Origin of the sequence: Niabella drilacis (genome assembly GCF_900101395.1) — a bacterium.
GTDB lineage: Bacteria > Bacteroidota > Bacteroidia > Chitinophagales > Chitinophagaceae > Niabella > Niabella drilacis.
Genome location: NZ_FMZO01000008.1, coordinates 59,234 through 84,295, shown reverse-complemented (window position 1 = coordinate 84,295; position 25,062 = coordinate 59,234). Strand labels below are relative to the sequence as shown.

Sequence of the window (25,062 nt, the reverse complement as noted above, 5' to 3'; positions counted from 1 at the left end):
TATCTTCAGAATGATCTTCTACAAAGATCCGGTTTCTAATGCTACGGAAGCCAGAAATCAAACGGTTCATCTCTTTTGGCTACCAGGGTTCCCTCTTTAAATACCAGGGCTGCTACCTGGATGGAGGAGCGTCTCTCTTCAAAGGGGTAGATGCCACTGGCATTCATCTTTGCTTCAAAATGTGTTTTGCGCCCCGGGTGTGTGAAATAGAACACATAGGCTTTGCCTCCAGCCACAACGGCATCTCCGTGCGCACCAGTGGGACTGTCATCGGGTCGTCTGCCTTTTTCTGAAAGGATCATTCCCTGCTTTTCCCAGGTTTCCAGGTCGGAGGACCGGTATACACGCATCCCGGACCACTCATCAGTAAGCATCCAGTAGTACCCGGCAAACGCAAACACATTGGGTCCTTCATGCGGCGCGCCGTCGATCACCACACTGTCCTGCGGTGTCCAGTGCTTCAGGTCCCGGCTGTCGGAAGCATAAGTATGCGCTCCCGGCCCCTTGTACCACATCCGCCATCCGCCTCCGGGCTTTTCCATAATGCAGCCGTCAATAACATTTTTAACCCCCACGTTTATGAACTGCTGAAATTTCCAGTGCCACAAGTCTTTACTGGTATAGTACGCCAGCTGCGAATCGCCCCCCCAATGGCTGCGTACGCCCCGGATATAGGTAACAAATAAATGATATACCCCGTTCTTATATACAACATCCGGAGCCCAGAACGTATTGGTGCCGGGCTCAATAGCCAGGTCAATTGTTCCGCGGTATACCCAGGTTTTACCGTGATCGTCTGTGGATGCTATAGCAATGGGGTTTCCATAGCAAAAAGCCACATCCGGCAGTTCCTGGTTGGCCCTGCGCTGCGTATAAAGCATCCACCAGCTTTTTTCCTGTTCATTATAAATCATCACCGGGTCTGCAGCGCCGTCCGTAACGGGGTCCCTGAAAAGCGGCGCAGGCGCTGCCCGCAAAGAAACGCCCCCCTGGGCTGCCGCTTCCCCTGCGGGCCGGCAAAATAAAAAAAACAAAAAAACGATCTGCGTATACTTCATAATCAAACGCGGGGTGCAAAAACCAATGGGCTTAAAAAGTTATCTTCTGTAACGGTCCGTAAAGCATATCTTCCACACCCGCAATCTTTACACCAATACGGGCAAAAACATAATTCTGGGTGGGCTGTATATCCGGGACTGCAACAGATAGCGAAATATTGTTCATATCCGTGATAGCACCTCCCCCAAGATCGGCATTCGCAATCTTCCGGGTATCGCTGGCTGCCACAAACTGTGTTTTATTGATGTACAGTGAAACCCGCTCTATATTCTTTGCATTGGCATCGGTGATGATCTTTTCGAGTGCGCAGGTTGCCGTTATTGTTTTCCCGGAGGCGGTGATCTGCTGGTTCCGTATCATATAATAGGGGGTTACTTCAAGATCCAGCGATTTGTTACCGCTGATATCCAATTGCAATGTATCCGGTATTCCATTGGAAAGGTTTTTTCCCATAAAAGCCCCCTGGCCACCCGGCAGCACCAGCTTATAGCTGCCGTTAAATAACATTGCTGAATAACTGCCATCCTGTGCTACCGCTACATTAATGGAACCACTTTTTCCGAAACCCGGCTGCCACAATTCAAAATACACCTGCCCATCTTCCGTTCCCAGGGGCGTGCCCTGGTACACGATCCTCCCGGTAAATGCCGAGGAGGGCGGCGCATAGTTGTCTTTTGCACAGGAGGCCATCACCAGGGTCAGACAGAGCATCCATAAACGGCTATAAAATTTTATGTAGTTCATCTGAAATACAGTTTTAGAGTTTTACTGATTGGGTTGTTTTACTATTAATGGGTTGTTGGATGTAATGGAAGCATTGATCAGCGAATAGTAATTACCCATCCTGAAATTATGAGCCTTCGAAACCCTGCTGGGCTTTACCACTTTGAAAATATACTTCCCGTTATTGGGTCCGGAAGGGTCGTAATATTTATAGGGCCACAGGCCAAAGACCATGGTATTGATCCTGGTGGCGCTTCCTAAATCCTGTGTGACGGTGGTGGCATTCAATGCCTCTCCGTTCCAGGTCTTATGCGCAATGCGCCATCTTTTGCGGTCCCATAGAATATGATCTTCAAAGGCAAGCTCCACCCTCCTTTCATGCACAATGCGGTCAAAAGTGATGCCGGCCGCAGTCAACGGTGTTACCAGCCCGGCCCTTTTTCGTACCTCGTTCAGGTACCCGGCAGCCACGTCTTTATTTCCCAGCTCAAATGCCGCCTCGGCTGCATTCAGCAATACCTCTGCATACCGGTAACGGATCCACCAGACATCGCTTTGGGTACCGATACGCCCGGACCCTACATTCGGGTCCATATACTTGCGTACAAAAAAGCCGGTCTGTGCGCCAAATTCCAGGGCATCAATGGGGCCGTCTTTTCCCACCACCTGAACCGCTTTGGGGTCTCCCGGTAATACCTTGTCCTTTATTTGTCCGAACTGATCACCGGTGATCACGGATCCGTTCGCAAGCTGCCAGCCCGCCCAGATGTCTACGGTGATCCCCTTGAACTGGTCACCCGGGATAATAATGGTGCCCCGCAGCCGGGCATCACGACCGGCAAAGATGTCGCCAATATTGTTATAAAATGCAAACCCACCGGCAGCTTCATTTGTTTTAAAAGGGGCAAACGTGTTATTGAGCAATTCAAATTCTTCTGCCAGGTTCAGCGAGGGGTTCAGCCTTCCGCCCTGCTGTTCTTCTGCAGAAGTACGGGGCTGATTGCTTAAGGTATATCCATGTGTTTTGCCGGCTTTTATTAGATAATCCCTGGCAAAGATCACTTCCGGGTTACCTGCCTTGTCGGTAAACAGGGAGGCAAAATTCTCCGACAGATCATCTTTTTTTTGATATAGTGAATAGGTTTTGGAATCAATGATCGCTTTTGCAGCAGCAAAAGCCTTTTCATAATAGGCTTCGGCTTTTTCCTTGGGGATGCCCACTTCACCTCCCGGCAATGAAACCTCGGGAGTAGCAGCGCCATATCTAGCTACCGAGCCGGCATACAATGCAGCCCGGGCTTCTGTAGCCAGTGCTGCGCCCCAGGTAGCTCTTGTCTGCGTTCCGTCTTCGGGCAACTGATCTTTTATGGCTTCCAGCTCGCCCAGTACAAAATCATATACTTCACTCTCTTTAGCGCGGGGGTGCCTCAAATAGGTAGGATCGCCGCTAAAATCGTAATCCATTGGCTCCAGGATCAGGGGAACCCCGCCCATCTTCTTTACCAGGTCAAAATAAACAGATGCCCTTATAAACCGGGCCTCAGCCAGGAAACGGTCTTTATCCATTGCGTCCAGCTCGGTAGCCGCGTTGCCGGCCTGGATGAACATATTCAGATCCCGGATAAATGCATAATCCCAGGAAGACCACCAGTCATAGGCCCAATCCGTACTCTGGATACGCCAGTAATCACCCGCAGCCGAAGGAAAAGCTTCATCAAAATTGGAGAACTCCCACCAGCGGTCAATCCGCTGGTAATCCGGAAAACGGTCGTAAAAGCCCGCCAATACGGATAACACCAGGTTCTTATCTTTCCAAACCTCTTCCGGAGCAACCACATCCGTAGGTTTCCGGTCTAAAAAATCCGAATCCTTCCTGCAACTTGCAGCCAATACGACGGTAAACAATAACAGGTATATAGTAATGTGTTTCATTATACTTCAGGATTTACAATGATAGATTAAAACCAATGTTTACAAACTTATTCTGGGGATATTGAAGACCATTATCGTCTGCAATTTCAGGATCCGTTTCCAGCTTCTTTATATTGTCGATCGAAAACAGGTTATACCCATTGATATAGAACCGGGCCCCGTTAATCTTCAATCTTTTGATAAGCTGTTGCGGAAGACTGTAGCCCAGTTCAATGGTCCTTGCACGCAGGTATTTGATATTGTGCAGCCAGAAGGTTGAGTTTTTATTATAATCGCTCCTCCAGCTTTCATTGAAGCTAATGGCCGGGTATTTCCCGGGGATCCAGGCACTGTTCAGGTCAAAAATATCTTCCCGGTGCCAGCGGTCATTATAAATTTCGGAGCGAAGCGCTCCCGTATTCTGATAAGGCCAGCGCATTTCCCAGTTCTGATTCCAGGAGTATAGCGCTCCGCCGGAGAAATCAATATTGAAGTTAAAGTTCCGGTAATTGAGTCCGATCTGTAACCCATATTGAATATTGGGCTGTCCCTGTGTGGTATACCCGATGGGCCGCTCGTCGAGTTCATTGATCGATCCATCACCGTTCTGGTCTTTGTAGATAAAGGAGCCCGGACGCAAGGTGCGGTTGCCTTCGCCGTCTATATTTACAGGATAGTTATTAATTTCCTCAAATGAGCGGAACTGGCCTGTAACTTCATACCCCCAGAAAATATCGGAATACCGGCTCTCGGCAGAGTTTCGGTACTGGTCCCAGGAGTTAAAGAAGATGGGTTTGTAGGACTCCAGGAATTTGGCGCGGGAAATGGAAATATTGCCACCTACCGAATACCCCAGCTTCCCGCTGTTATTGGAATATTTTACCGATCCCTCCGCGCCAAAGCGTGCATCGCTGTTCACATTCTCGCGCGGCAACCCATAACCGATCTCGCTGGGCAGCAGGATATCATACTTGGTTCCGAGCAGCCCGGTCCTTTTACGATAAAAATAATCGGCTGAAGCCTGCAGTTTATGATCAAAAAACTCAAGATCGACGCCAAGATCCGTGATCCGGCTCTCGAACCAGGACACATTGTCTACTTTAATTCCCGAATTCCGCAGCGTAGACGTGGTAATGGGCACCCCATCCAGTATAGCAACACCCGTATTATACTGATAGCCTACTAAATAGTCAAAGGGGCCGATGCCGATATTATCATCTCCAAGGATGCCATAGGACCCGCGGATCTTCAATTCATTCAATACGGAGTTCTCCCCGATGAGGTTCTGAAAGAACCGCTCCTGGGTAAGCCGCCACGCGGCACTCACAGAAGGGAAGTAACCTACCCGGCGGTCGGGGGCAAATTTCCAGGAAGCATCCCTTCGCCCGGCAAACTCCAGGTAATACCGGGAAGCATAGTTATAGTTTAGCTTTAATACATACCCCACACGGGCTTCCTCCTCCTGGATGTCTGCAAAGTTCTGCCCGTCCATATCATTCCAGAACATAATGGGCAGACCATTCACTTTGGGCACTGCATGCTGGAACGTTCTCAAATGTTTCCGTTCGATGCGCTCATTCAGAAACAAAGCGGCTATATTATGATCGCCAAAAGAGCGGGAATAATCCAGCTGCGCCTGGAAAACATTATTGAACACTTTTTCCAGGATCCGCTCCCTGTAGGGGTTAGAGCTCCCCACTTTCTTTTCGTAAGTATCGGATTCGGGGTGATAAGTATATACATCATAGGTATACTCATGCCCGTTGGTAACATTATCTGCCAGGTAGTAGGAATACTTCCCGCTTGCCGTAAGGCCCTTAATACCCGGCACCTGGTACTCGGCGTTGAAATTGCTTTGCAACACCCGCCAGTCGGACCTCCAGTAGCCGGTTAATGCCTTCGACTGTACCGCCCAGTTCTCCGCATTATGACCGATGTCATTAGGATACAATTTATTGTTGTTGGCATAAGCCAGCTCCATGGGGCGGTTCCGGAATAATGCGAACCGCGCAGCCCAGTAATCATCTACCCCCGGCACACCCGGCTGATCCCGCGTTTCGATGCGCCCGTTGATCTGAAGTCCTACTTTCAACCGCTCCGATATCCGCGCGTCAATATTGCTTTGAATATTGGTACGGTTAAAATCAAACTCCCTGTCGGTTCCATATACGCCCTTCTGGTCGAGATGCGTAACCGACACATAATAATTCACTTTTTCGCTACCGCCGGTCGCATTTACGTTAAAGGAATACTGGGGTGCATTTTTTGCAATGATCAGCTTTCTCCAGTCTTCGTTCCAGTATCCGTATTCGGTACCCGCCTTCCATTTATCCAGCTCGGCCTGGGTAATATCTGTTTTCCCGTAAAAAGTCATTTCTGCGTCGGCCTTCCCTACCATCCATTCATAGGCATTGGTCGTATGCGGAAACCGCGACCAGTTCTGCCACCCGTAATAACCACCTACATTTACCCTACTTTTCTGACCGGTGCGTCCTTTCTTGGTCTTTACCAGCACCACGCCGTTTGCAGCGCGGCTGCCATAAATAGATGCGGCGGCATCTTTTAAAACGGTGATGCTTTCAATATCATCCTGCGCCAGGTTGTTAAACTGGCCGGCATCCTGCTGGATGTCGTCAATAATAAACAGGGGAGCGCCCATTCCGCGTATCTGGATGTTGGCGCTGGCGCCCGGCCGGCCATCGGGCATCCGGAAGGAAACACCGGCCATTTTACCGGCAAGGGCCGTACCTACGGTAGACCCGCCCCGTACCCGGGCAATATCATCCGCACTCACCGATGCGATAGCGCTGGTAATGTCTGCTTTTTTCTTGGACCCGTACCCCACCACTACGATCTCGCCCAGGTCCGAGGTACTTACGGTAAGCGATACATTAATGGTCTGCTGGTTATTTACAGCCACCTGCTGCTCACCGTAACCGACCGATGTAAATAACAGGGTCCCGTTTGGAGGCGCAGTAATCTGGTACATGCCCTGCTCGTTAGTGGCAGCAGCGGTGGTGGTTCCCTGCAAAGTAACACTGGCACCGGCAAGCGGCGCTCCTTTTTCATCTGTTATCTTCCCGGAAATTAAAGTCTGGGCCGACAAACCCGCAGAAACAAGTACAAGAAATACAAGGATCTTTAATTTCATACAGCTTTGATTTAGATTGTAAAAAACGAAGCAACGTTACAGCTGTGAAAATAAATCCGCCCGCCTGTCCATCAAGCGAAATTTGTTTCAAACTTTCATCAATTTGTCTCAAACGGGGGTTAATGGGGTTGGGCCACTTTGTTCCAGGTTGAAGGCCTGCCCGCCGGGCGGTTAGATCCGTTTTCTGCTTGTGATTCTATGGCGCACTGACAGGCTCGGGCAACGTTGTTCTTTTTAGCAACGGACACAAGATGCAATAGAGGTGCTGCGCACCCGTAATATAAGCCTTTCCCAAAAAGATTCCCGCCACGCTGCGGCTACGGGCAGGTCGGAATTCAAATCTTCAAATCCCACACCCTCTCCCCCGTTTTATGTAAGTTTGACAAAATTTTTGATTGAGGCGCTATTTTTTCCTGTTCTTCCTGTTGGTATCGGTCACTCATTTCCCCTGTTATTCGGAGGGATATTACTTCCAGCATTTCCAGACCGAAAACGGCTTGTCCAACAACACGGTTTCCGCTGTAATACAGGACCGGAAAGGATTTATCTGGGTAGGCACCAAGGACGGGCTTAACCGGTTTGACGGCTACAATTTCAAGGTTTTTAAACTAAAAACGGACAGCTACCTGCAACTGGGCAACAATTCTATCTGGAAAGTACACGAAGGCAGGAACCAGGTCCTGTGGGTAGGCACCGAAAGGGGCATGTACCTGTTTGATCCAACAACCGAGCGGTTCTCATTCTTAAAGAATACCCCGGCAAAACAGGTGCGTGATATTGCTGAAGATAATGAGGGAAATATCTGGATGATCATCGGTTTTCAATTGTATCAATGGAACAGCCGTACCCTCCGGGTAACCCGTTTTACCCAGCAGGGGCTCCAGTCATGCTCTGCCCTGACCGTATCGGCAAACAACCAGTTATGGATCGGAAATATGAGCGGCGACCTTGCCAACTATGACCAGGAGAAAGGTCTGTTCCGGTTCTATTCCGTCTTCTCGCATTCAAAGCCTGCCGTTTCTCACTGGATCGAGCGGATCTATGACACCGGAAAGGGTTATTTCCTGATCGGCACCTCCAACCAGGGAATAAAAAAATTCAACATCAACGAGCGCAGCTATGAAGACCTGCTGACCTACAATAATGACAAGACTGAGATCTTTGCAAGAGACTTCGTTAAAACGAAAGCGAACGAATTCTGGATCGCTACAGAAAGTGGTATTTACATTTACAACGACGAAAATGGCCAATTTACCAATATCAAAAAGAACTACCAGAATCCTTATGCCATCAGCGACAATGCCATTTATTCCCTTTGCAGGGACCGGGAAGGCGGAATATGGATCGGGAGCTATTTTGGAGGGCTGAATTACTATTCCAATGAAAATCCTCCATTTGAAAAATACTTTTCAGGCAAGGATGATCATTCCATACAGGGCAACGCCATCCGGGAGATTGTAGCCGACAATGCCCGCCACCTCTGGATCGGTACAGAAGATGCCGGTTTAAACCGGTTGGATCTGCAAACAGGGCTGTTTAAAAACTTCCGGCCCGACGGAACTCCTTCCAGCATTGCCAATACCAATATCCACGGGCTTCTTTGCGACGGCGATTCTTTATGGATCGGAACATTTGAACACGGGCTGGATATTATGGACCTCCGGAGCGAAAAGGTGATCCGGCATTTCAATGCAGGGCCGGGCCCATACGACCTGAAAAGCAATTTCATCCACAGCATCTACAAAAGCACCGATCGCCGTATCTGGCTGGGCACGTCCAACGGGATCTATATCTACAACCCGGGAACCAGCGATTTTAAGGAGTTGCCTTTCTTTCCCAAAAACAGCTTTTACGCATGCATTCTTGAAGCATCGGACGGAACCATCTGGGCAGGCACTTTCCAGGACGGGCTGCACTATTACAATCCCCGCAAGCATATTGCCGGCAGGTTGCAGATCCTGCAGCAGCATAAAGACCGGCTTTCGCAAAACCGGATCACTTTCATCCATGAGTCTTCCGGAAAAGAGCTCTGGGTCGCTACAGAGGATGGCTTATACAAACTTGATCTGCCTGCTAAAAAGCTCAAGATCTATACAACAGAAACAGGTTTTCCAAGCAACCTCATTTACACGATAACCGAAGACCATCTGCATCGCCACTGGATCACTACCTCCAAAGGGCTGGTGCTGCTGGACCAGCAGGGTAATATCCTCCGCACTTTTACCAAAACAAGCGGCCTGCTGGGAGACCAGTTCAACTATTCCTCGCTGTACCGCAGCAAAGATGGCAACATTTATTATGGCAGCGTAAAAGGCATGATCAGTTTTAACCCGGCACTGTTAAAGGCAGACAACTATATTCCCCCGCTTTATATCACTGATTTTTCTGTCTTCAACACCCCGCTGCCCATATCGCCACAAAACGGGCCGCTGAAGCAATCGGTACTCATCACACGCCACATTACCCTCCCCTACAACCGGTCCACTTTCAATATTGATTTTGCGGCCCTCAATTTTACCGCACCTGATAATGTGGAGTACGCCTATAAACTGGAGGGCCTCGACCGGGACTGGAACCATATCAAAACAAACAGGAGCGTTTATTTCACCAACCTTCCGCATGGTGAATATGTATTTAAGGTACGCTCAACCAACAGCAGCGGCCGTTGGCAGTATAATGAGCAGCGGATCCGGATCACCATAAATCCGCCCGCCTGGAAAACCCCGCTTGCCTATTTTTTATATATGCTGCTGCTGGCCACGGCAGGTTTTCTTGTGATGAAAACGTACCGGAGGAACCAGGCGAGCAAACAGCAACGGAAAATGCAGCTGTATGCCGTACAAAAAGAAAAAGAGCTGATCGATGCCAAGATCGATTTCTTTACAAAAGTGGCACATGAGATCCGGACCCCGCTTACACTGATAAAAGCGCCACTGGAAAAGATCACGAAGCTGATCCGGCAAACACCGCAAACGGAAAAGTACCTGCGAAGCATGAACAGGAATACCGACCGCCTGCTGGAGCTGAGCAATCAGCTCCTCGACTTCCGGAAGGCTGAATCGGAACAGTTCTCATTAAATTTTGTTCCCGTTAATATACCCGAACTGCTGACATCGATCTGGCTCAACTTTCAGCCAACTGCAGAAGAACGGGGCGTTATCTTTGAACTGAGTGTTCCGCCGGAGCCTTTTCATGCGGCCATTGACCCCGAAGCTTTTACCAAGATCATCAGCAACCTGCTTGATAATGCCATCAAATATTGCAAACAAAAAGTGATCACAGTCCTCGAAAAAGGGGATCAAACCTTTTCAATAAGGATCAGCAATGACGGGGAGCCTGTTCCTGAAAAGGACCGCGACCGGATCTTTGAGCTCTTCTTCCGTTCCCGGTTTACGGAAAGCATTTCCGGAGCCGGCATCGGGCTTTCCCTGGCCAAATCGCTGGTCGACCTTCACCAAGGCAGCATCCGTTTGGTTTCAACAGGGAATTTAATTACATTTGAAACGCTGTTCCCCATCCGGCACCCGCAATTATAAACCCCTGTTTTTGAATTTTGAAGCCCAAAGAAATATTCACAGAAGACGTACCAAAATTTACAATACTGGTTGTAGATGATAACGAAGATATACTGGAATTTCTTGCAGACGATCTTGGGGAAAAGTATGTGGTGTTAACTGCAATCCATGCGCACGCAGCCCTGCAGCAGCTCGAAACACATATTGTTCACCTGATCATCAGTGATATTATGATGCCCGGTATGGACGGCCTGGAGTTTTGCGACTATGTAAAAGCGCATTTCGAGTTAAGCCATATCCCGATCATACTGCTCACTGCCAGGAACACGCTGCAATCAAAGATCGAGGGGCTCACCGCAGGAGCCGATGCGTATATCGAAAAACCGTTCTCGCCCGAGCATCTGAATGCACAGGTAGCCAGTTTGCTCAGCAACCGGATGAAACTCAAGGACTATTTTGCCCAGTCCCCGCTCGCCCATATCAGAACGATGGCGCATACGAAAATGGACGAACAATTCCTGGAAAAGCTGCAGCAGCTCATTGAGGCAGACCTGCCCAACACCCAGCTGGATGTGGAGTTCCTGGCGCAGCAGCTGAATATGAGCCGCCCTACCCTGTACCGCAAAATCAAATCCATTTCCAACCTGTCGCCCAACGAAATGATCAACCTTACCCGGCTAAAAAAAGCCGCCGCACTGATCAGCGAAGGCCACCACCGGATGAACGAGGTTGCAGAGTCTGTAGGGTACAGTTCCCTTACCCAATTTGGCCGCAATTTTCATAAACAGTTTGGCATGACTCCCACCGAGTATGCAAGAAAACTATGACCTGCCAGTTATCAGAGTTGTCAGCATTCAGTTATCAACCACATTCAACAATAATCAACCACGTTAAACCAGGAACCCACCTGTGATCGTTGAGGGGACCCACACGGATCTGCCGTGAAACTTGAAACCTTAAACTTTAAACAAACATAGAAGTCTTCAGCCATCAGCATTCAGTTATCAACCACATTCAACGGATTTAGCGTTGAACCTTGAACTTTAAACGAACACAGGAGTGGCCTTGCGGTATTCCGGTGCAGGCATAGCATCAGGTTCCGGCAGCCATTGCCACTATCGACAATGCCGCCACAAACCCCGTGCTCCAGGCATTCTGAAAATTATACCCCCCGGTGATCCCGTCCACATCGATCACTTCACCGGTAAAGAAAAGCCCCGGAACTTTTTTACTCATCATCGTTTGGGCATCGATCTCCGCCAAAGCAACGCCGCCAGCCGTAACAAATTCATCTTTATAGGTTGTTTTACCCTGTACCGGCAGCTCCAGCTCCAGCAGGTTTTTGATCAGTTGATTCAGATTCTTTGAAGGCAGATCCGCCCAGCGTTTCTGCTCATCAATTCCGGAATGAGCCAGCAGGAACTGCCAGAGCCGGCCGGGCAACCCGAGCTCATTTTTTCCCCCGGTCTTTTGCCCTGCTTTTTCTGACCGCCATGCCCCCATGCGCGCCCTCAATACCGGCTCCGGAAGCTCGGGCAACCAGTTGATCAACGCCCGGAACTCCCATTGCACACCCGCCAGCTCCCTGGCCGCCCAGGCGCTCAGCCTTAACACCACCGGGCCGCTGATGCCCCAGTGAGTGATCAGCAGGGGCCCCCGCTGTTGCAGCTTTGTTCCCGCCAGGGTAACCTTAGCATCCTCCACGCTCACCCCCATTAACCGGCTTATGGGATGGCGGGGACTGTTAAACGTAAATAAAGACGGAACAGGCGCTTCTATGGAATGCCCCAGGTCCTTCAGCCATTGAAACTGTGCCTCCCTGGGAAAGCCGCCACAGGCGACACAGACATAATCGCCGTGGAACACCGCTCCTTTTGCCGTATGGATCCTGAAACCCGGTGCCGCCGGCTCAATAGCGGTAACCGCGCACTGCATCCGGATATCCACGCCGTAACGCCGGGCTTCCTCCAGCAAACAATCGATGATCGTTTGTGATGTATCGGTAGCCGGGAACATCCTTCCATCGGCTTCCGTCTTTAACGATATCCCCCGCTGCCGGAACCACTCAATCGTATCCTTTGTAAAAAACCGGTGAAAAAGCTTCTTCACAAAATGCCCGCCCCGCGGGTACCTTTTGGCCATTTCCGCAATCTCAAAGCAGGCGTGAGTCACATTGCAGCGACCGCCTCCGCTGATTTTTACCTTGGACAGCAGTTTATTATTTTTTTCAATTATCACCACTTTCAGCTGCGGATCCATACGGGCCGCGTTCACTGCACAAAAAAAACCCGAGGCGCCGCCCCCGATGATATAAACCGTTTTTGCCAATTTCTAATTTTTACCAAAGATAAGATACCGTGTTGCCACAGAGGCGCGGAAACAAAGAATTTGCAATACTAAAAAGAGGTTAAACACCGCTTACTTTAGCCAGCCACCCGCCCGCATCCAGTTCAAACATCTTTCGAACCAATGATCGTCACTGGTTTTATTGTTGAGTCCATACCCGTGGCCACCGGCAGCATAAATATGCATTTCGGCTTTTACGCCCGCAGCCTGCAGCGCCTGGTAATAAGCAATGCTATTGGCCACGGGCACCACTTTATCATCTGAACTGTGCAGCAGAAAAGCAGGCGGGGTTTCCGCTGTTACCTGCTTTTCACTGGAATACTGATCCGCTTTTGCCGATACCGCTGTATCCTTTCCCAGCAAAGCGCGTCTTGAACCCTTATGTGCAAGTGGCTCCGTAAAGCTGATAACCGGGTAAACCAATATAGAAAAATCCGGGCGCAGGCGGGTATGCCGGGGGTTATCAATTACCTGGTCATTAAAATGCGTGGATGCTGCAGAAGCGAGATGCCCGCCGGCAGAAAAACCGATAATGCCGATCCGTTCCGGGTTGATATGCCATTCGGAGGCCCGCTCTCTTATGGTCCTGATCGCCTGCTGCGCATCCTGTAATGGCCCGATGGTTTTATTGATCATGATCCTGTCGTCCGGCAAACGGTACTTCAAAACAAAAGCAGCAACACCATTCTCAGCAAATGCTTTTGCCACATCCGTTCCTTCCTGGTTGATCACCAAATAAGAATAGCCGCCGCCGGGGCAGATCACCACTGCGGTACCGGTGGCTTTCTCTTTTGAAGGAAAATATGCAGTTATGGATGGAGCCGTAACCGATCGCACCAGGATCCGGCCCGTAGCCGTAGTATCCCGGCGCTCCGTTATAACCGCCGTCTTAATGGAATTTGGTACCACCCGGTATAAAGGAACTACCTGCTGCGCCCGGCATCCCGGGAATACCGATAACCATAAAATAGTGACCAATAAACAAGGCTTCATATACGATCGTTAATTACCTGGTGAAGAATTGCATAATATATTATGTAATTATGTAGAACATATCAAAGGTATGTATATAAGAGGAAAGATCAAAATCCAGAGCCGGGGCTTTTTTCCTGCCACAGAAGCACTGCGTAATGTGTATTGCAAAACGGCCCCGTTTAATTATCCGCCGACCTGTTCTGCCTGCCGGTACGTATGATCAAGGATCGTTCCCATCGCATCCAGGATGCGGTGCCGCCCGCTTTCCCGGGACAGATCAATTCCGCAGATCTTACTCCCATTTGTCCTGGCATGTAATACCATATAGTAGATCGCCGAAACCAGTATACCGGTAACCGCCCTGAGATCCACTGCTGAATCCCGGAAAATGGGATCTGCTTTTTCAAATACCTTTTCACCCAGCGCTTCCCGTTCATCCGTTAATGCCCGGATAATTTTGTTAGGCTCACTGATCCCCCAAAGCACGATCTTCTGCATTTCCTTTGAGGCTGCAAAATATTCAAAGTCCGATTTCAGCAGGGAGTACATAAAATCCTTTGTAATTTCCGGCAGTATTGTTCCGTCTGAAGTCCGCATTTTTTGCTCCTCAATTTTCCAGAAATCAACCTGCTGAAGGTATGCCTTCAGTAACCCGTCCAGGCTCCCGAAATTATCATAAATGAGTTTTTTATTCACCCCGGAAACGGAAGCGATCTTATTGATCTTTAAAGCAGCATGCCCTTCTTTAGCAAGTATCTTACCAACGGTTTTAATAAGCTTTTGCCGCGTCCGCTCTTTGTCGCGGATCCTGATCTTATTTGTCATTTTTTGTCCTGTTTATGGTCCACACATTTAACGTGTAAAGATATCGTACTCACTGTTGACTCGTGCTGCAAAAACAATTCCGGAGTGCGTTACCTATACCACGAAAAAGTGCCCGGACCTTTATTGCGCAATTCAAATTTAACTTAGTTTTTTAGTGCCCAACCGGGAACTTATAAAATTTCCCAATATTTTCGTCCTCGCCGCAGATCCATCTTCATATATCATGAGTGATGCCTGTTCAGGAACCATCCGGGTGGCGGAATAAATTTCAGATCTATCATGCTGCAACCTTATAAATTATTATTTCTTTTCCCGTTTACTTCGCTTGTGAGTTTGAATACAAACGCTCAAAGTGCAGACTCATTAATCTCCGCCCATAAACCCGGGCATACTGTTTTTCCTGCAACCAGAATACACGCATCAAAAAGAAGAAACAAAGATATTTATATTGATAGTATCGCCCTGAAAGACCCGGGATTCCGGGACCCCAATAAGGCCATGTGGCGCTCCATTATTTTGCCGGGCTGGGGGCAGGTTTATAATCGGAAAGCCTGGAAAGCACCTATTGTTTATGCAGAATTAGGCACCACTGCAGGCCTTTTTGTTTATAATTATAAATGGTTTAAACGCTTTCAATACGCCTATAACGTTGCGTTTAATATTCAAAACGGAACCGATAGTCTTACCGGGCCCAATTTTGCGAAGGTATATGAGCGGCTTAAACGGCCGTTCTTTTTAACGGGCGGAATTAATGGGAACGGGCTTCAGAGCAGAAGAGGTGCATTCAGGCAGGACATGGATTATGCGCTCGTATTCTTTTTAATAGGTTGGGCTTTAAATGTTGTGGATGCAACCGTTGATGCGCACCTGAGCGGCTTTAATGTTGGCTCTAAATTATCTTTACAAGTACAACCGCCACCTTTAAACCAGGATACCAAAATGGGAATAGGCCTGGCAATGCAGCTTCAATAAAAAAATCACATCGTCATCTTCACCATCGCAGCCGGTGTCCTCCGTTAAATTTACCGGAATGAAGCAGCTAAAGGAGTACACAGATTTTAACTTAGTTTTTCAGTATCCTTTCGGTCACTATTTATCTTTTGCCCATATTTTTGCCCGGCAGCATTTTTGAAGAACCGCTGCTGATCTGAAACGAACAATCATTTACTTTTTCAAAACTTAAAACTTGTGAAGAAATTACTATTTCCTGCTTTCTGTTTATTGGGGCTATCCCTGTTTTCCTTTAACGCCCGTGCGCAAACGGAGCTTCAAAAGAACAGCATCGGCATCAGCCCCGGGGTTCAATGGATTGATGGAATGGGTGCACGTCCTTCGCTCCATATCAGTTATGAGCATCGTATTTCGTTCTATAGCGGCATAGAAACCGGAGTCAGTTACGCAAGCCTGGTAGCCGCTGCCACAACAGGCGGCACGGATCTTAAACCGAAGAAAACCTATTACCATCTGTTTACCCTTCCTCTGCTCTACCGGCTGCACACAAAGATCATAGACGTTGCAGCAGGCCCTTCCTTAAATATCCAAACAAGCCTTCCCCCCGGCAGTAAAACAGCAGCTCTTTCCCAGGGTATGAAAAAAGATCCCGGCCAACCTGCTCTTGGCTATTTATTAAAGGCGAGCAAACCGGTCCGGTTGAATAAACGCCTCACTTTAGATCCGCAAGCCGGCATCTATGGCAATCAATATCTCAAACAGCCACAGTGGACTACCGGCATCGGTCTTAAGTATCGTTTTTAAGCTTTCAGGAGTTCCCCGTACATAAATTTTAATTGATCACCTAAAACCAGCTTCTTGAAACCGCAAACAGCACTGTTCACTTTGTTAATAACCGTTGCTGCATTGAATACGTTGATCTGCCCTGCCCAAACGCCACGCATCTCCCTCTACGGTTATGTAGAGGACTCCGTAACCGGGGAACGGCTTATTGGTGCAACCTTATCGGCGACCACGGATCAAAGCAAACCGGTTGCCACAACCAATGCGTTCGGGTATTTTTCGCTAACGGCTCCGCATGGCAGCAGCCTCGTACTTACCTGCAGCTATGCCGGCTATGAAAGCAAAACGATCACTATTGATCCGGCAGGGTTAAAAACGGTTATTGTAAAACTGGTGCCGGAGGTGGTACAGGAAGATGAAGTGATCGTAACCAGCAACGAAAACCGCATCGCTACCAACAATATCGGCCAGCTAAAGCTTTCGGGCAGCCTGGTAAAAAAGATGCCGAAATTCCTGGGCGATAACGACCCGTTAAAAGTCATGCAAACACTGCCGGGCATCACCCAGGGTATGGAAGGCACTACCGGGCTGATCGTAAGAGGCGGCAGCCCCGATCAGACGCTTTTTTTACTGGATGGCATCCCGGTGTACAATCCCACGCACCTGGGCGGGATCTTCTCTCCTTTTAACGGCGATGCCATAAAAGATGTAAGCATTTACAAAGGGAACTTCCCCGCGCGTTTCGGAGAACGCTTATCATCCGTTGTTGACCTCGCCACCAAAGATGGCAACATGAAAAAACTGGCCGGTGAAGGATCGGTGGGTATGTTGGCGTCAAAGGTTTTATTTGAAGGACCGGTTCAAAAAGACAAAAGTTCGTTCCTCATCTCCGCAAGGCGCACCTACTGGGACCTGCTGGCAGCGCCCATTATCGGGCTTACCAACACTGCAGAAGAAAAACGTAAAATGGGTTTGTATTTTTATGACATCAATGCAAAGTTGAATTATATCTTATCGCCCAAGGACCGGTTATATGCCAGCTTTTTTACCAGCAACGACAACTATCGGTTCAAAACGACCACGGATCTGAAAAACTACGATCATTTTGATGAGAACATTGCCCGTATGGGCTGGCAAAATATCAGCGGCAGCCTCCGGTGGAACCATGTATTCTCCCCCCGGATCTTTGCCAACACCACGGTGTATGCCACGGATTATAAGATCCGCACGGACTATTACAATAATGCCCTTGATAAAAATGTGCGTACTATCGAGGATGGCCAGTACCGGTCGCAGGTGAGCGATGCCGGTGTTAAAACAGATCTTGAATACAGGCGAAGCAGCCTTCATGCACTGCGGTTTGGAGCGGCGGCCTCTTACAAACAATTCCGCCCCGGTTCCAGCTCCCGTAAAACCACCACAGACGGAACGGTTACCCAAACCAGGGCTACGGCAAACGGCCGCCAGAGCTCGCCGGAGCTTGCGGTGTATGCAGAGGATCATCTATCCATTTCTGAGCAACTCAATGCCAATGCAGGTCTGCGGGCCAGCACCTTCAAAGCAGGCGCTACCTGGTACAAAAGCCTGGAGCCGCGTGTTTCGCTTAACTACACGCCAATCCGCAATTTAAGGATCAGCGCCGCCTACTCTCAAATGAACCAGTACATTCATTTACTGGCCAATAATTCTGTTTCATTACCTACCGATATCTGGGTACCCGCCACCCCTCAGATCCAACCCCTTTTCTCCCGGCAATATTCACTGGGCGTAAACACTTCCCTGACCGACAATGACGTGGACCTGGGCGTAGAAGCCTATTATAAAACCTTCAAAGGCGTTACGGAATACCTCGACGGGGAAAGCTATTTAAGCTCCTCCGTAAAAAACTGGGAGCAGGTGGTAGAAACCGGTAACGGCAAGGCCTATGGCATCGAATTGTTTCTTCAGAAAAAATTCGGACGGGCCACCGGCTGGGCCAGCTATACCTACAGCCGCTCCCTCCGCCGGTTTCCCACCATCAATAACGGCAAAGAGTTCCCCTTCAAATACGACCGGCCACACGCTTTTAACCTGGTATTTATGTATCATTTTAACCAGCACTGGCGGTTTAGCGCCAACTGGGTGTTTCAATCGGGTGCGCCTTTTACCCTACCCACATCCACTTACAAAGTCATTAACCCCGAGTCCTATTCTCCCTATATTTCGGGGGAATACATCAGCGGCCGGAATGCATTCCGGTTACTGGATTATCACCGCCTCGATATGGGTTTTACCTGGTCTAAAAAGAAACGGAGCTTTGAAAAGTACTGGGATTTCAGCTTTTACAACCTGTACAACCGGAAAAATCCTGTTATCTATTCTTTTGACCAGGATTTTATGCGCAATGCAAAAGTGCTAAAGGGCACCGGGATCTTTCCTTTTATGCCCAGCATCAGTTATGGATTTAAATTTTAAAAAAAGCGTTATGAGAGCATATGTTCCCTTTTTAGTTGGTTGCAGCCTTCTGGCCGCCTGCACAAAAGGAGTAAGGATCAACATCCCGCCCGATAGGGCAATGCCGGTAATGACCACGATCATCACCAGCGACACGACCTTTGCTGCAGACCTGTCGTATTCCAGGCCCGTCCTTGAGGCCGGTAAAGACTATCCTGCTATTAAAGATGCAACGGTCCGCTTATTTGTAGACGATGTTTTTACAGAAACGCTGACCGGCCGGGAAACCCCGCAATCTTACCAGTACTTTTCAACCTATAAGCCAGCAGCCGGGCAAAAACTGCGCATAGAGGCAAAGCTGAAAGATCAGCTCCTTAACGGGACAACGATCATTCCTGCAAAGCCTGAAGCCATCCCGGGCAGGGCCTACCGGACCGAAGGAGACGGTTTCGGTAATAAAACGTATAAGATCAGCTTTACAATAAATGACCGGGCCGGCACACATGATTACTACCAGCTGCACATTTTCCCGGTGCACAACGGAGTTCCGGACCGCCAAAAACCGGTTGCCTTTATTATCGAAAACTTAAAAACACAGGAAGGCGGCATCTTTGACGATTTTATCACACCCGATCCGGCAGGCGCTCATTATTTTGATGATGGTCCCTTCAACGGACAAAGATTTACCGTTCAAGTTAAAAGCAGGTATCCCGGTGATTTTGATAAGATCGCCATCCAATTATCCGCACTTTCAAAAGAGGCGTACCTGTATTTTAAAAGTATACAATTGCAGCAGTTGCGCAACGACGACCCCCTTTATGAAAAGGTGACCATCTATTCAAATATCGTAAACGGGCTGGGTATTGCCGGTTCTGCAAACAGAACACTTGTTTTGCAGGAATTAGAAAAGTAAGGCGTATACTTCTTCCCTTAGTCAACGGGGCCTGCCAGCCACCGTTCAGGTATCAGGTCCTTTATTAAAAGGGTGCATAATATTTTTTAACGGATGCTTCTAATAAAGCGTTTGTTCAACTAAGATAAAATAATGAAGGGCAAAAACATTCAAAGAACCAGTTTAAGGTGAAAGGTATAAAACCGGTATATAAGGATGTGGGCGCCACGTGTTTATAGAACCGTAATCATAGAGCAACCGGCCCCATAGGGTGCCGCGCAACACGGGGCGTCCCAGGAGCCCGACCCCAATAATGAAACATTGCTATAAACACGATGCTCCATCCGGAGCACTAATCCCGGGATTGAAAGCAGAAATTTCAGCAACCGTTCTTGATCTAACAATATGGGTCTTTAAGGTTATGTTCACTAATTTGACGCATATGCGATTTATCAGAAGCGTCGAAAAGAAAAAGCTTCATTCTGATTTCTCTGAAGTCTTCATCATCGCCGTTTTGATAGTTATGTTACTTATGAAAAGCCCGGCACAACAATGGGGAGGCATCCGCTCAGCATAATTGAGGAATCCTTTGCTATGATCAAATTGTTGTATCACATTTCAAAAGATGTGTCCGCATGATCGTCGCTGGCGGAGGTGGAATACCCTTCCCCGCTGGGCCAATGGAAGATATTTGTTTTTGAAAAATGTGATACCCCCTATTAAAATATTCCGCAACCATAATTTTTATAAATTTGTAACCGCTGCTGTATCCTGCAGCCGCAGATCCTGAAATATAATCAAGCAATAATGTCTTTTTACAAATGGCCCTGTTTTGTTATCGCCTGTTGCATGGCACTCTGGTGCCCGGCTCAGTCCTATTCCTTCAGGGTGCTGCGGTCTGGTGAAGATTACCGGGAGGCCCTTCGCAAAAACGCGGATAACCGTATGCTGGAATTAAAAAGCCATATACCGGGCCTGGTTTACGACCTCCGCTATGCCACCACCCATAATTTTATGCACCGGCAAATGTACCCGCACCGCACCCGTACTACCTTCATGCGCAGGCCGGCAGCCGAAGCATTGGCCGCCGTGCAGAAAGAATTGAACCGGCAGGGATTGGGGCTTAAAATCTTTGATGCCTACCGTCCCTTTTCCGTTTCCGAAAAATTCTGGGAGCTGGTAAAGGACGAACGCTATGTGGCCAATCCGGCAAAAGGAAGCAATCACAACCGCGGAACGGCAGTGGACCTTACATTAACGGATCTGAAAACAGGGAAGGAACTGCCGATGGGTACAGGGTTTGACAATTTTACCGACAGTGCGCATCACAGCTTTACCGCATTGCCGCCGCAGGTGCTCCGCAACCGGGAGCAATTGAGAACCGTAATGCAGCAGCATGGATTTAAAGCGCTGGATTCAGAATGGTGGCATTATACCTACGCAACCGGTAACTTTGATGTGCTGGACCTTTCATTTCGTCAACTCAATAAACTGAGCCGATGATCACCGACCGTTTTTATATCCTTACAGGTGGGCCCGGCTCCGGGAAGACCACATTGCTTACAGCCCTGGAACAAGCCGGCTTTAATACGGTGGCTGAAGTAGCGCGGGCCATTATACAGGAACAGGTGCTGACCGGAGGAACCGCCCTGCCCTGGACCAACCAGCAGCTTTACACCGAACAGATGCTGCACCGGTCTGTACAAAGTTACCTGGCAGTAAAGGAACAGGCAAAGAGTAGCGGAGAAAGCCTTTTCTTTTTTGACCGTGGCATACCAGATACTTTATGCCACGCTGTTATGACGGGGCAGGGCATTTCGGCTGCAATGGACGCCATCGCGCGCGCGCACTTATACAACAACACCGTGTTCATCCTGCCTCCCTGGAAGGAAATTTACACTACTGATGAAGAACGCAAACAAAACTGGAAAGAAGCTGTTTTAACGTACGGACAAATGAAAGCCATTTATACCCGTTATCGCTACCAGGTGCTGGACGTGCCAACAGGAACGCCTGATCTGCGCAAGGCATTTATCCTGGCGCATACCAAAGGATAACTCTTTTACCAGGCAACTGTTCCGTTCCGGGCAGCGGTCTATTTTCCGCCCTGTTACTTTACATACACATTCACATACAAATCAGCTACCCCATCACCATCCGCATCTTTTTGATTCCATTGAAGCTCCAGTTGCGTTGCAGCAATGCTGTGCACCGGCTCATTATAAGTGGGATGATCCGCACCATTTTCTTCAAACCAGGCGATCATTTTTTTTGCAGAGGCATCGTACTTATAATGATCCAGACCAAAACCCGTAGACTCACACTTAGCGCCTATTTGCGCATATCCCTCATTGTTCAAAACACCCCCGGATAAGAATTCGTAATAGGTCTTTTTTTCGCAGGCGTCTCCCTCGGTCTGCTTTAGTACTTTACCATCCTTTCCGGAATAAATCACCGACCGGGCATAATACCACTTTCCTAAAAGCGGATCGTTCACTTTTGTATCTTTTTTACAGGCAAAAAAAACAAGTGCAAGGCCCAGGGGTAGTAGTTGTTTTTTAATCATGGTTATTGTGTTTCAGGTTTAAAGTTTCAGGTTAGATCCGTGTTTCACATCTCCCCGACCACGGATAGGTTTTTTGTTTGACATTTAATGTTTGACATTAGATCTATTTTTATGTCTGATAATCAGAGGGTGTGTCAATGGGCGATTGTTCCTTGCAGAAACTACCGTCCCCCCTTCCCGTTTGTGCGTCTATTATCTGAGAGCTGACGTTTATCGTCTTTTAAAGTGTCCGTTGGATCCTGTTTTATACTTATTGCAGCCCCTGCATTTCCACGCTCATCCCGAAGCTTCACATGCGCGTCAGGTTAATTTTAGGAATTTAGTGGTTAAAGGCCAAAGCTGCAGCGTTGCTCTTATTAGCAACGAACACGAGATGGAACAGCGGTGCAGCGCACCGGTAATATAAGCTTTCCCAATATATCCCCGCCGCGCTGCGGCTACGGGCAGGTCCCTGGAAGTTCCTGTTACCATTATTTGCGGCGCGATGCGCCTGCTATTAAAAGATCAGGTCTTTTTTGGCCTCCAAGGGCTTAGAGCCTGTTTAAATTTTATTGATGGAATTTATTATGAAGCTATTTTGGAGCGAAACAAGGAAAATTTTGCAGGCATAGTAGGCCACTATGGCGAAAAATTTAACGCAGTTGCAGCCCAAAACAGCCATAATAAAGCCATTGAATGAATTTTAAACAGGCTCTAATTCATACTACATCTTATGGCAATAGACCTGCTTTTTATCTTGACACGCATGCGAAGCCTTGGGATCCACATCTTCACATGCTCAAGTTCCCCAACCGGCTTCCATGTCGCAATAATAGTGCCATCAGGCGGTGGTCGTTTTCTTTGGCAGTACCCATTGCAACAACCACCCAATACCCCAGACCAGCAGGGCCCCGATGGCATTGAGCCATAAAAAGCCCAGCGATATAACCTTATATTCATTCAGGAAGAACAGCACCACCACGATCAGTTCGGCGATCAGCGCTGCCCAGAACACGGCATTGCCTCCTACCCGCTTTGCATAAAAAGCCACCAGGAATATTCCAAGAATGGTCCCGTAGAAAAGCGATCCCAGTACATTCACCACTTCAATCAGACTGTTTCCCCAGTTGGATACAAACATTGCAACCGCCATGCAGAACAATCCCCATAAAAGGGTATATTTTTTGGAGACCCGGTAATCCTTTTCACCGCTGTGCCCTTTCGAAGAAAAGCGCTTATGAAAATCGATCACCGTACTGGATGCCATAGAATTCAGCGCCGCAGCGATGCTTCCCCAGCTGGCAAGAAAAATAATAGCGATGATGAGCCCCACCAGCCCTACCGGCAGGTAATCTACCACAAAATGGAGGAAAATATAGTTGGTATCATTATCCGCACCCCCATTTTTCTTTACCAGCCCTTTGATCTGCGAGCGAACGCCCTCCGTTTCCTCCTGCAAAACCCGCAACTGCTGAAATGCCGTTTCCTGCCGGCCGGGATAAAGCGCCAGTGCCGAATCCTTTCGTTGCTGGATGGATAAAAGCTCCTGCTTCAGCTGGTGCAGGGAATCCCGGTAAACCGACTGCTCCAGCCGTTTTAGCTCCAGCTCATTGAAAAAAGCCGGGGCTTTATTGAACTGGTAGAAAGTAAAAACGAGTACGCCGATCAGCAGGATCAGGAACTGCATCGGCACTTTTACCATGCCATTCATCAACAGCCCCAGACGGCTTTCCGTGAGACTTCTGCCAGTGAGGTAACGGCCCACCTGCGACTGATCGGTACCAAAATAAGACAACGCCAGGAAAAAGCCGCCGATCACACCGCTGAAAATATTATACCGGTCGCCCCAGTCAAATCCTTTATCTGTAAAACCGGTAGTGATCACGTTCATCTTACCCAGCCTGCCGCCAACACGTAAGGCATCGGTAAAACCGATCCCCGGGGGCAGGTCTTTTACAATAAAATACCCGGCAATAAACATAGCGCCCATGATGATCAGGAACTGGAAGGTTTGTGTATAGGCCACCGCACGGGCGCCGCCTGTTACTGTATAAATGATCAGCAGCCCGCCCATGAACAGGTTGGTCAGGTAAATATTCCAGCCCAGAAGCACAGAAAGGATAATGGATGGCGCATAGATACTGATCCCGGTTGACAATCCCCGCTGCAGCAGGAAAAGGAAGGAGGTAAAGGTCCGGGTTTTCAGATCAAAGCGTTGCTCAAGGTATTCATACGCGGTAAATACCTTAAGCCGGCTAAAGACCGGCACAAAGGAGATGCAGATAATGATCGCCGCCAGGGGCAGACCGAAATAGTACTGAACAAAGCGCATCCCATCCGTATAGGCCTGACCGGGAGCTGCAAGAAAGGTGATGGCGCTGGCCTGTGTGCCCATAATGCTCAGCAGGATCAGGTACCAGGGCATGCTCCTGTTCGAAAGAAAATAGCCGTCAAGATCACGCGTTGTACGGCTTTTATAGACCCCGTAGAGGATAATGCCCGATAGCGTAATAATAAGAACAAGCCAATCCAGTGACTTCATGAGTAGGTTTTTGTGATCTGGTAAAAACAGGCGATCAGCAGCAGCAGCACCACTACAACCAATACATACCACGCTGTCCATCGTCCAAACAACGGCGCCTTTTCCTCATCCTGTATATGTTTATTCATATGCATTTTGATATTTGATGCCTAATACCAGACACCAGATATTAGATGCTAGATACTAGACGTTAGACACTATATACTAAACGTTAGATGTAGGACTGTTGTGCCGGCCCCGTTCACTATTGCCTATTCAATGTCATTTCCTTAAGCTTTTCGGATGTAGCTTCCCCTATAGAAGCCTTACTTATGAAAACACAAAATCCACCCTATGAAGGACCTTAGAAACATTGAGCAACATGAATCTAACCTGGAACATTAAACCTGAAACACCTCTTAACGACATTGA

Annotated in this window: 19 protein-coding genes; 9 read left to right on the top strand and 10 right to left on the bottom strand. The window is 48.5% G+C overall.

Annotation, left to right across the window (positions count from 1 at the left end; genetic code table 11):
- Positions 1-41 precede the first annotated feature (41 nt).
- The 4 genes from BLS44_RS14915 to BLS44_RS14900 are packed head-to-tail and all read right to left on the bottom strand — an operon-like array spanning position 42 to position 6,844.
- Positions 42-1,058 (bottom strand): glycoside hydrolase family protein, encoded by a 1,017-nt coding sequence (locus BLS44_RS14915; RefSeq protein ID WP_090390960.1) that lies wholly within the window; start codon positions 1,056-1,058, stop codon positions 42-44.
- 31 nt (positions 1,059-1,089) lie between these two features.
- A complete protein-coding gene (locus BLS44_RS14910; RefSeq protein WP_090390958.1) occupies positions 1,090-1,803 on the bottom strand; it encodes a DUF3823 domain-containing protein in 714 nt (237 codons plus the stop codon).
- 21 nt (positions 1,804-1,824) lie between these two features.
- On the bottom strand, positions 1,825-3,714 hold the full coding sequence (locus BLS44_RS14905) for a RagB/SusD family nutrient uptake outer membrane protein (protein ID WP_090390957.1): 1,890 nt from the start codon (positions 3,712-3,714) through the stop codon (positions 1,825-1,827).
- 13 nt (positions 3,715-3,727) lie between these two features.
- The gene (locus tag BLS44_RS14900) at positions 3,728-6,844 is read right to left on the bottom strand and encodes a SusC/RagA family TonB-linked outer membrane protein (protein ID WP_090390955.1); all 3,117 of its coding nucleotides are present in this window, start codon (positions 6,842-6,844) and stop codon (positions 3,728-3,730) included.
- Positions 6,845-7,239: 395 nt separating this feature from the next.
- On the opposite strand from BLS44_RS14900, the gene BLS44_RS14895 reads away from it, so the two are divergent.
- Both BLS44_RS14895 and BLS44_RS14890 read left to right on the top strand, forming a co-directional pair.
- Positions 7,240-10,380, top strand: coding sequence for a ligand-binding sensor domain-containing protein (locus tag BLS44_RS14895; RefSeq protein ID WP_090390954.1), 3,141 nt, complete (start codon positions 7,240-7,242; stop codon positions 10,378-10,380).
- A gap of 17 nt (positions 10,381-10,397) precedes the next feature.
- The gene (locus BLS44_RS14890) at positions 10,398-11,186 is read left to right on the top strand and encodes a response regulator (RefSeq protein ID WP_245729220.1); all 789 of its coding nucleotides are present in this window, start codon (positions 10,398-10,400) and stop codon (positions 11,184-11,186) included.
- Between the two features lie 265 nt (positions 11,187-11,451).
- Here the strand turns inward: BLS44_RS14890 and BLS44_RS14885 are convergent, their stop codons facing one another.
- The 3 genes from BLS44_RS14885 to BLS44_RS14875 form a co-directional block, all read right to left on the bottom strand.
- Positions 11,452-12,687 (bottom strand): BaiN/RdsA family NAD(P)/FAD-dependent oxidoreductase, encoded by a 1,236-nt coding sequence (locus tag BLS44_RS14885; RefSeq protein WP_090390951.1) that lies wholly within the window; start codon positions 12,685-12,687, stop codon positions 11,452-11,454.
- A gap of 90 nt (positions 12,688-12,777) precedes the next feature.
- Complete coding sequence (locus BLS44_RS14880; RefSeq protein WP_090390950.1) at positions 12,778-13,698, bottom strand: alpha/beta hydrolase; 921 nt, start codon at positions 13,696-13,698, stop codon at positions 12,778-12,780.
- Positions 13,699-13,863: 165 nt separating this feature from the next.
- The gene (locus BLS44_RS14875) at positions 13,864-14,505 is read right to left on the bottom strand and encodes a TetR/AcrR family transcriptional regulator (RefSeq protein ID WP_090390948.1); all 642 of its coding nucleotides are present in this window, start codon (positions 14,503-14,505) and stop codon (positions 13,864-13,866) included.
- A 279-nt stretch (positions 14,506-14,784) separates the two neighbouring features.
- Here BLS44_RS14875 and BLS44_RS14870 point away from each other — a divergent pair, with 279 nt between their 5' ends.
- The 6 genes from BLS44_RS14870 (at position 14,785) to BLS44_RS14845 (ending at position 21,621) form a co-directional block, all read left to right on the top strand.
- On the top strand, positions 14,785-15,477 hold the full coding sequence (locus BLS44_RS14870; RefSeq protein WP_090390946.1) for a DUF5683 domain-containing protein: 693 nt from the start codon (positions 14,785-14,787) through the stop codon (positions 15,475-15,477).
- 216 nt (positions 15,478-15,693) lie between these two features.
- On the top strand, positions 15,694-16,260 hold the full coding sequence (locus tag BLS44_RS14865) for a hypothetical protein (protein ID WP_143019791.1): 567 nt from the start codon (positions 15,694-15,696) through the stop codon (positions 16,258-16,260).
- A 54-nt stretch (positions 16,261-16,314) separates the two neighbouring features.
- Positions 16,315-18,693, top strand: a complete 2,379-nt coding sequence (locus BLS44_RS14860) for a TonB-dependent receptor (RefSeq protein ID WP_090390942.1) — start codon at positions 16,315-16,317, stop codon at positions 18,691-18,693.
- 10 nt (positions 18,694-18,703) lie between these two features.
- Positions 18,704-19,585 (top strand): DUF4249 domain-containing protein, encoded by an 882-nt coding sequence (locus BLS44_RS14855; protein WP_176954433.1) that lies wholly within the window; start codon positions 18,704-18,706, stop codon positions 19,583-19,585.
- A 786-nt stretch (positions 19,586-20,371) separates the two neighbouring features.
- The gene (locus BLS44_RS14850) at positions 20,372-21,067 is read left to right on the top strand and encodes a M15 family metallopeptidase (protein WP_090390938.1); all 696 of its coding nucleotides are present in this window, start codon (positions 20,372-20,374) and stop codon (positions 21,065-21,067) included.
- Positions 21,064-21,621 carry an AAA family ATPase gene (locus tag BLS44_RS14845; RefSeq protein WP_090390937.1) on the top strand — a complete coding sequence of 186 codons (558 nt, stop codon included), beginning with the start codon at positions 21,064-21,066 and terminating at the stop codon, positions 21,619-21,621. The genes BLS44_RS14850 and BLS44_RS14845 overlap by 4 nt, the downstream gene beginning before the upstream one ends.
- Before the next feature lie 53 nt (positions 21,622-21,674).
- Here BLS44_RS14845 and BLS44_RS14840 read toward each other — a convergent pair whose 3' ends face one another.
- Positions 21,675-22,130 carry a hypothetical protein gene (locus BLS44_RS14840; RefSeq protein ID WP_090390935.1) on the bottom strand — a complete coding sequence of 152 codons (456 nt, stop codon included), beginning with the start codon at positions 22,128-22,130 and terminating at the stop codon, positions 21,675-21,677.
- A 484-nt stretch (positions 22,131-22,614) separates the two neighbouring features.
- On the opposite strand from BLS44_RS14840, the gene BLS44_RS14835 reads away from it, so the two are divergent.
- Positions 22,615-22,809 (top strand): hypothetical protein, encoded by a 195-nt coding sequence (locus BLS44_RS14835; RefSeq protein WP_090390933.1) that lies wholly within the window; start codon positions 22,615-22,617, stop codon positions 22,807-22,809.
- Between the two features lie 141 nt (positions 22,810-22,950).
- Here BLS44_RS14835 and BLS44_RS14830 read toward each other — a convergent pair whose 3' ends face one another.
- Positions 22,951-24,651: a sodium:solute symporter family protein gene (locus BLS44_RS14830; protein ID WP_090390932.1), complete on the bottom strand. Its 1,701-nt coding sequence runs from the start codon at positions 24,649-24,651 to the stop codon at positions 22,951-22,953.
- A complete protein-coding gene (locus BLS44_RS27020) occupies positions 24,648-24,779 on the bottom strand; it encodes a hypothetical protein (RefSeq protein WP_262492858.1) in 132 nt (43 codons plus the stop codon). Before BLS44_RS27020 ends, BLS44_RS14830 begins: the two co-directional genes overlap by 4 nt.
- Positions 24,780-25,062 lie beyond the last annotated feature (283 nt).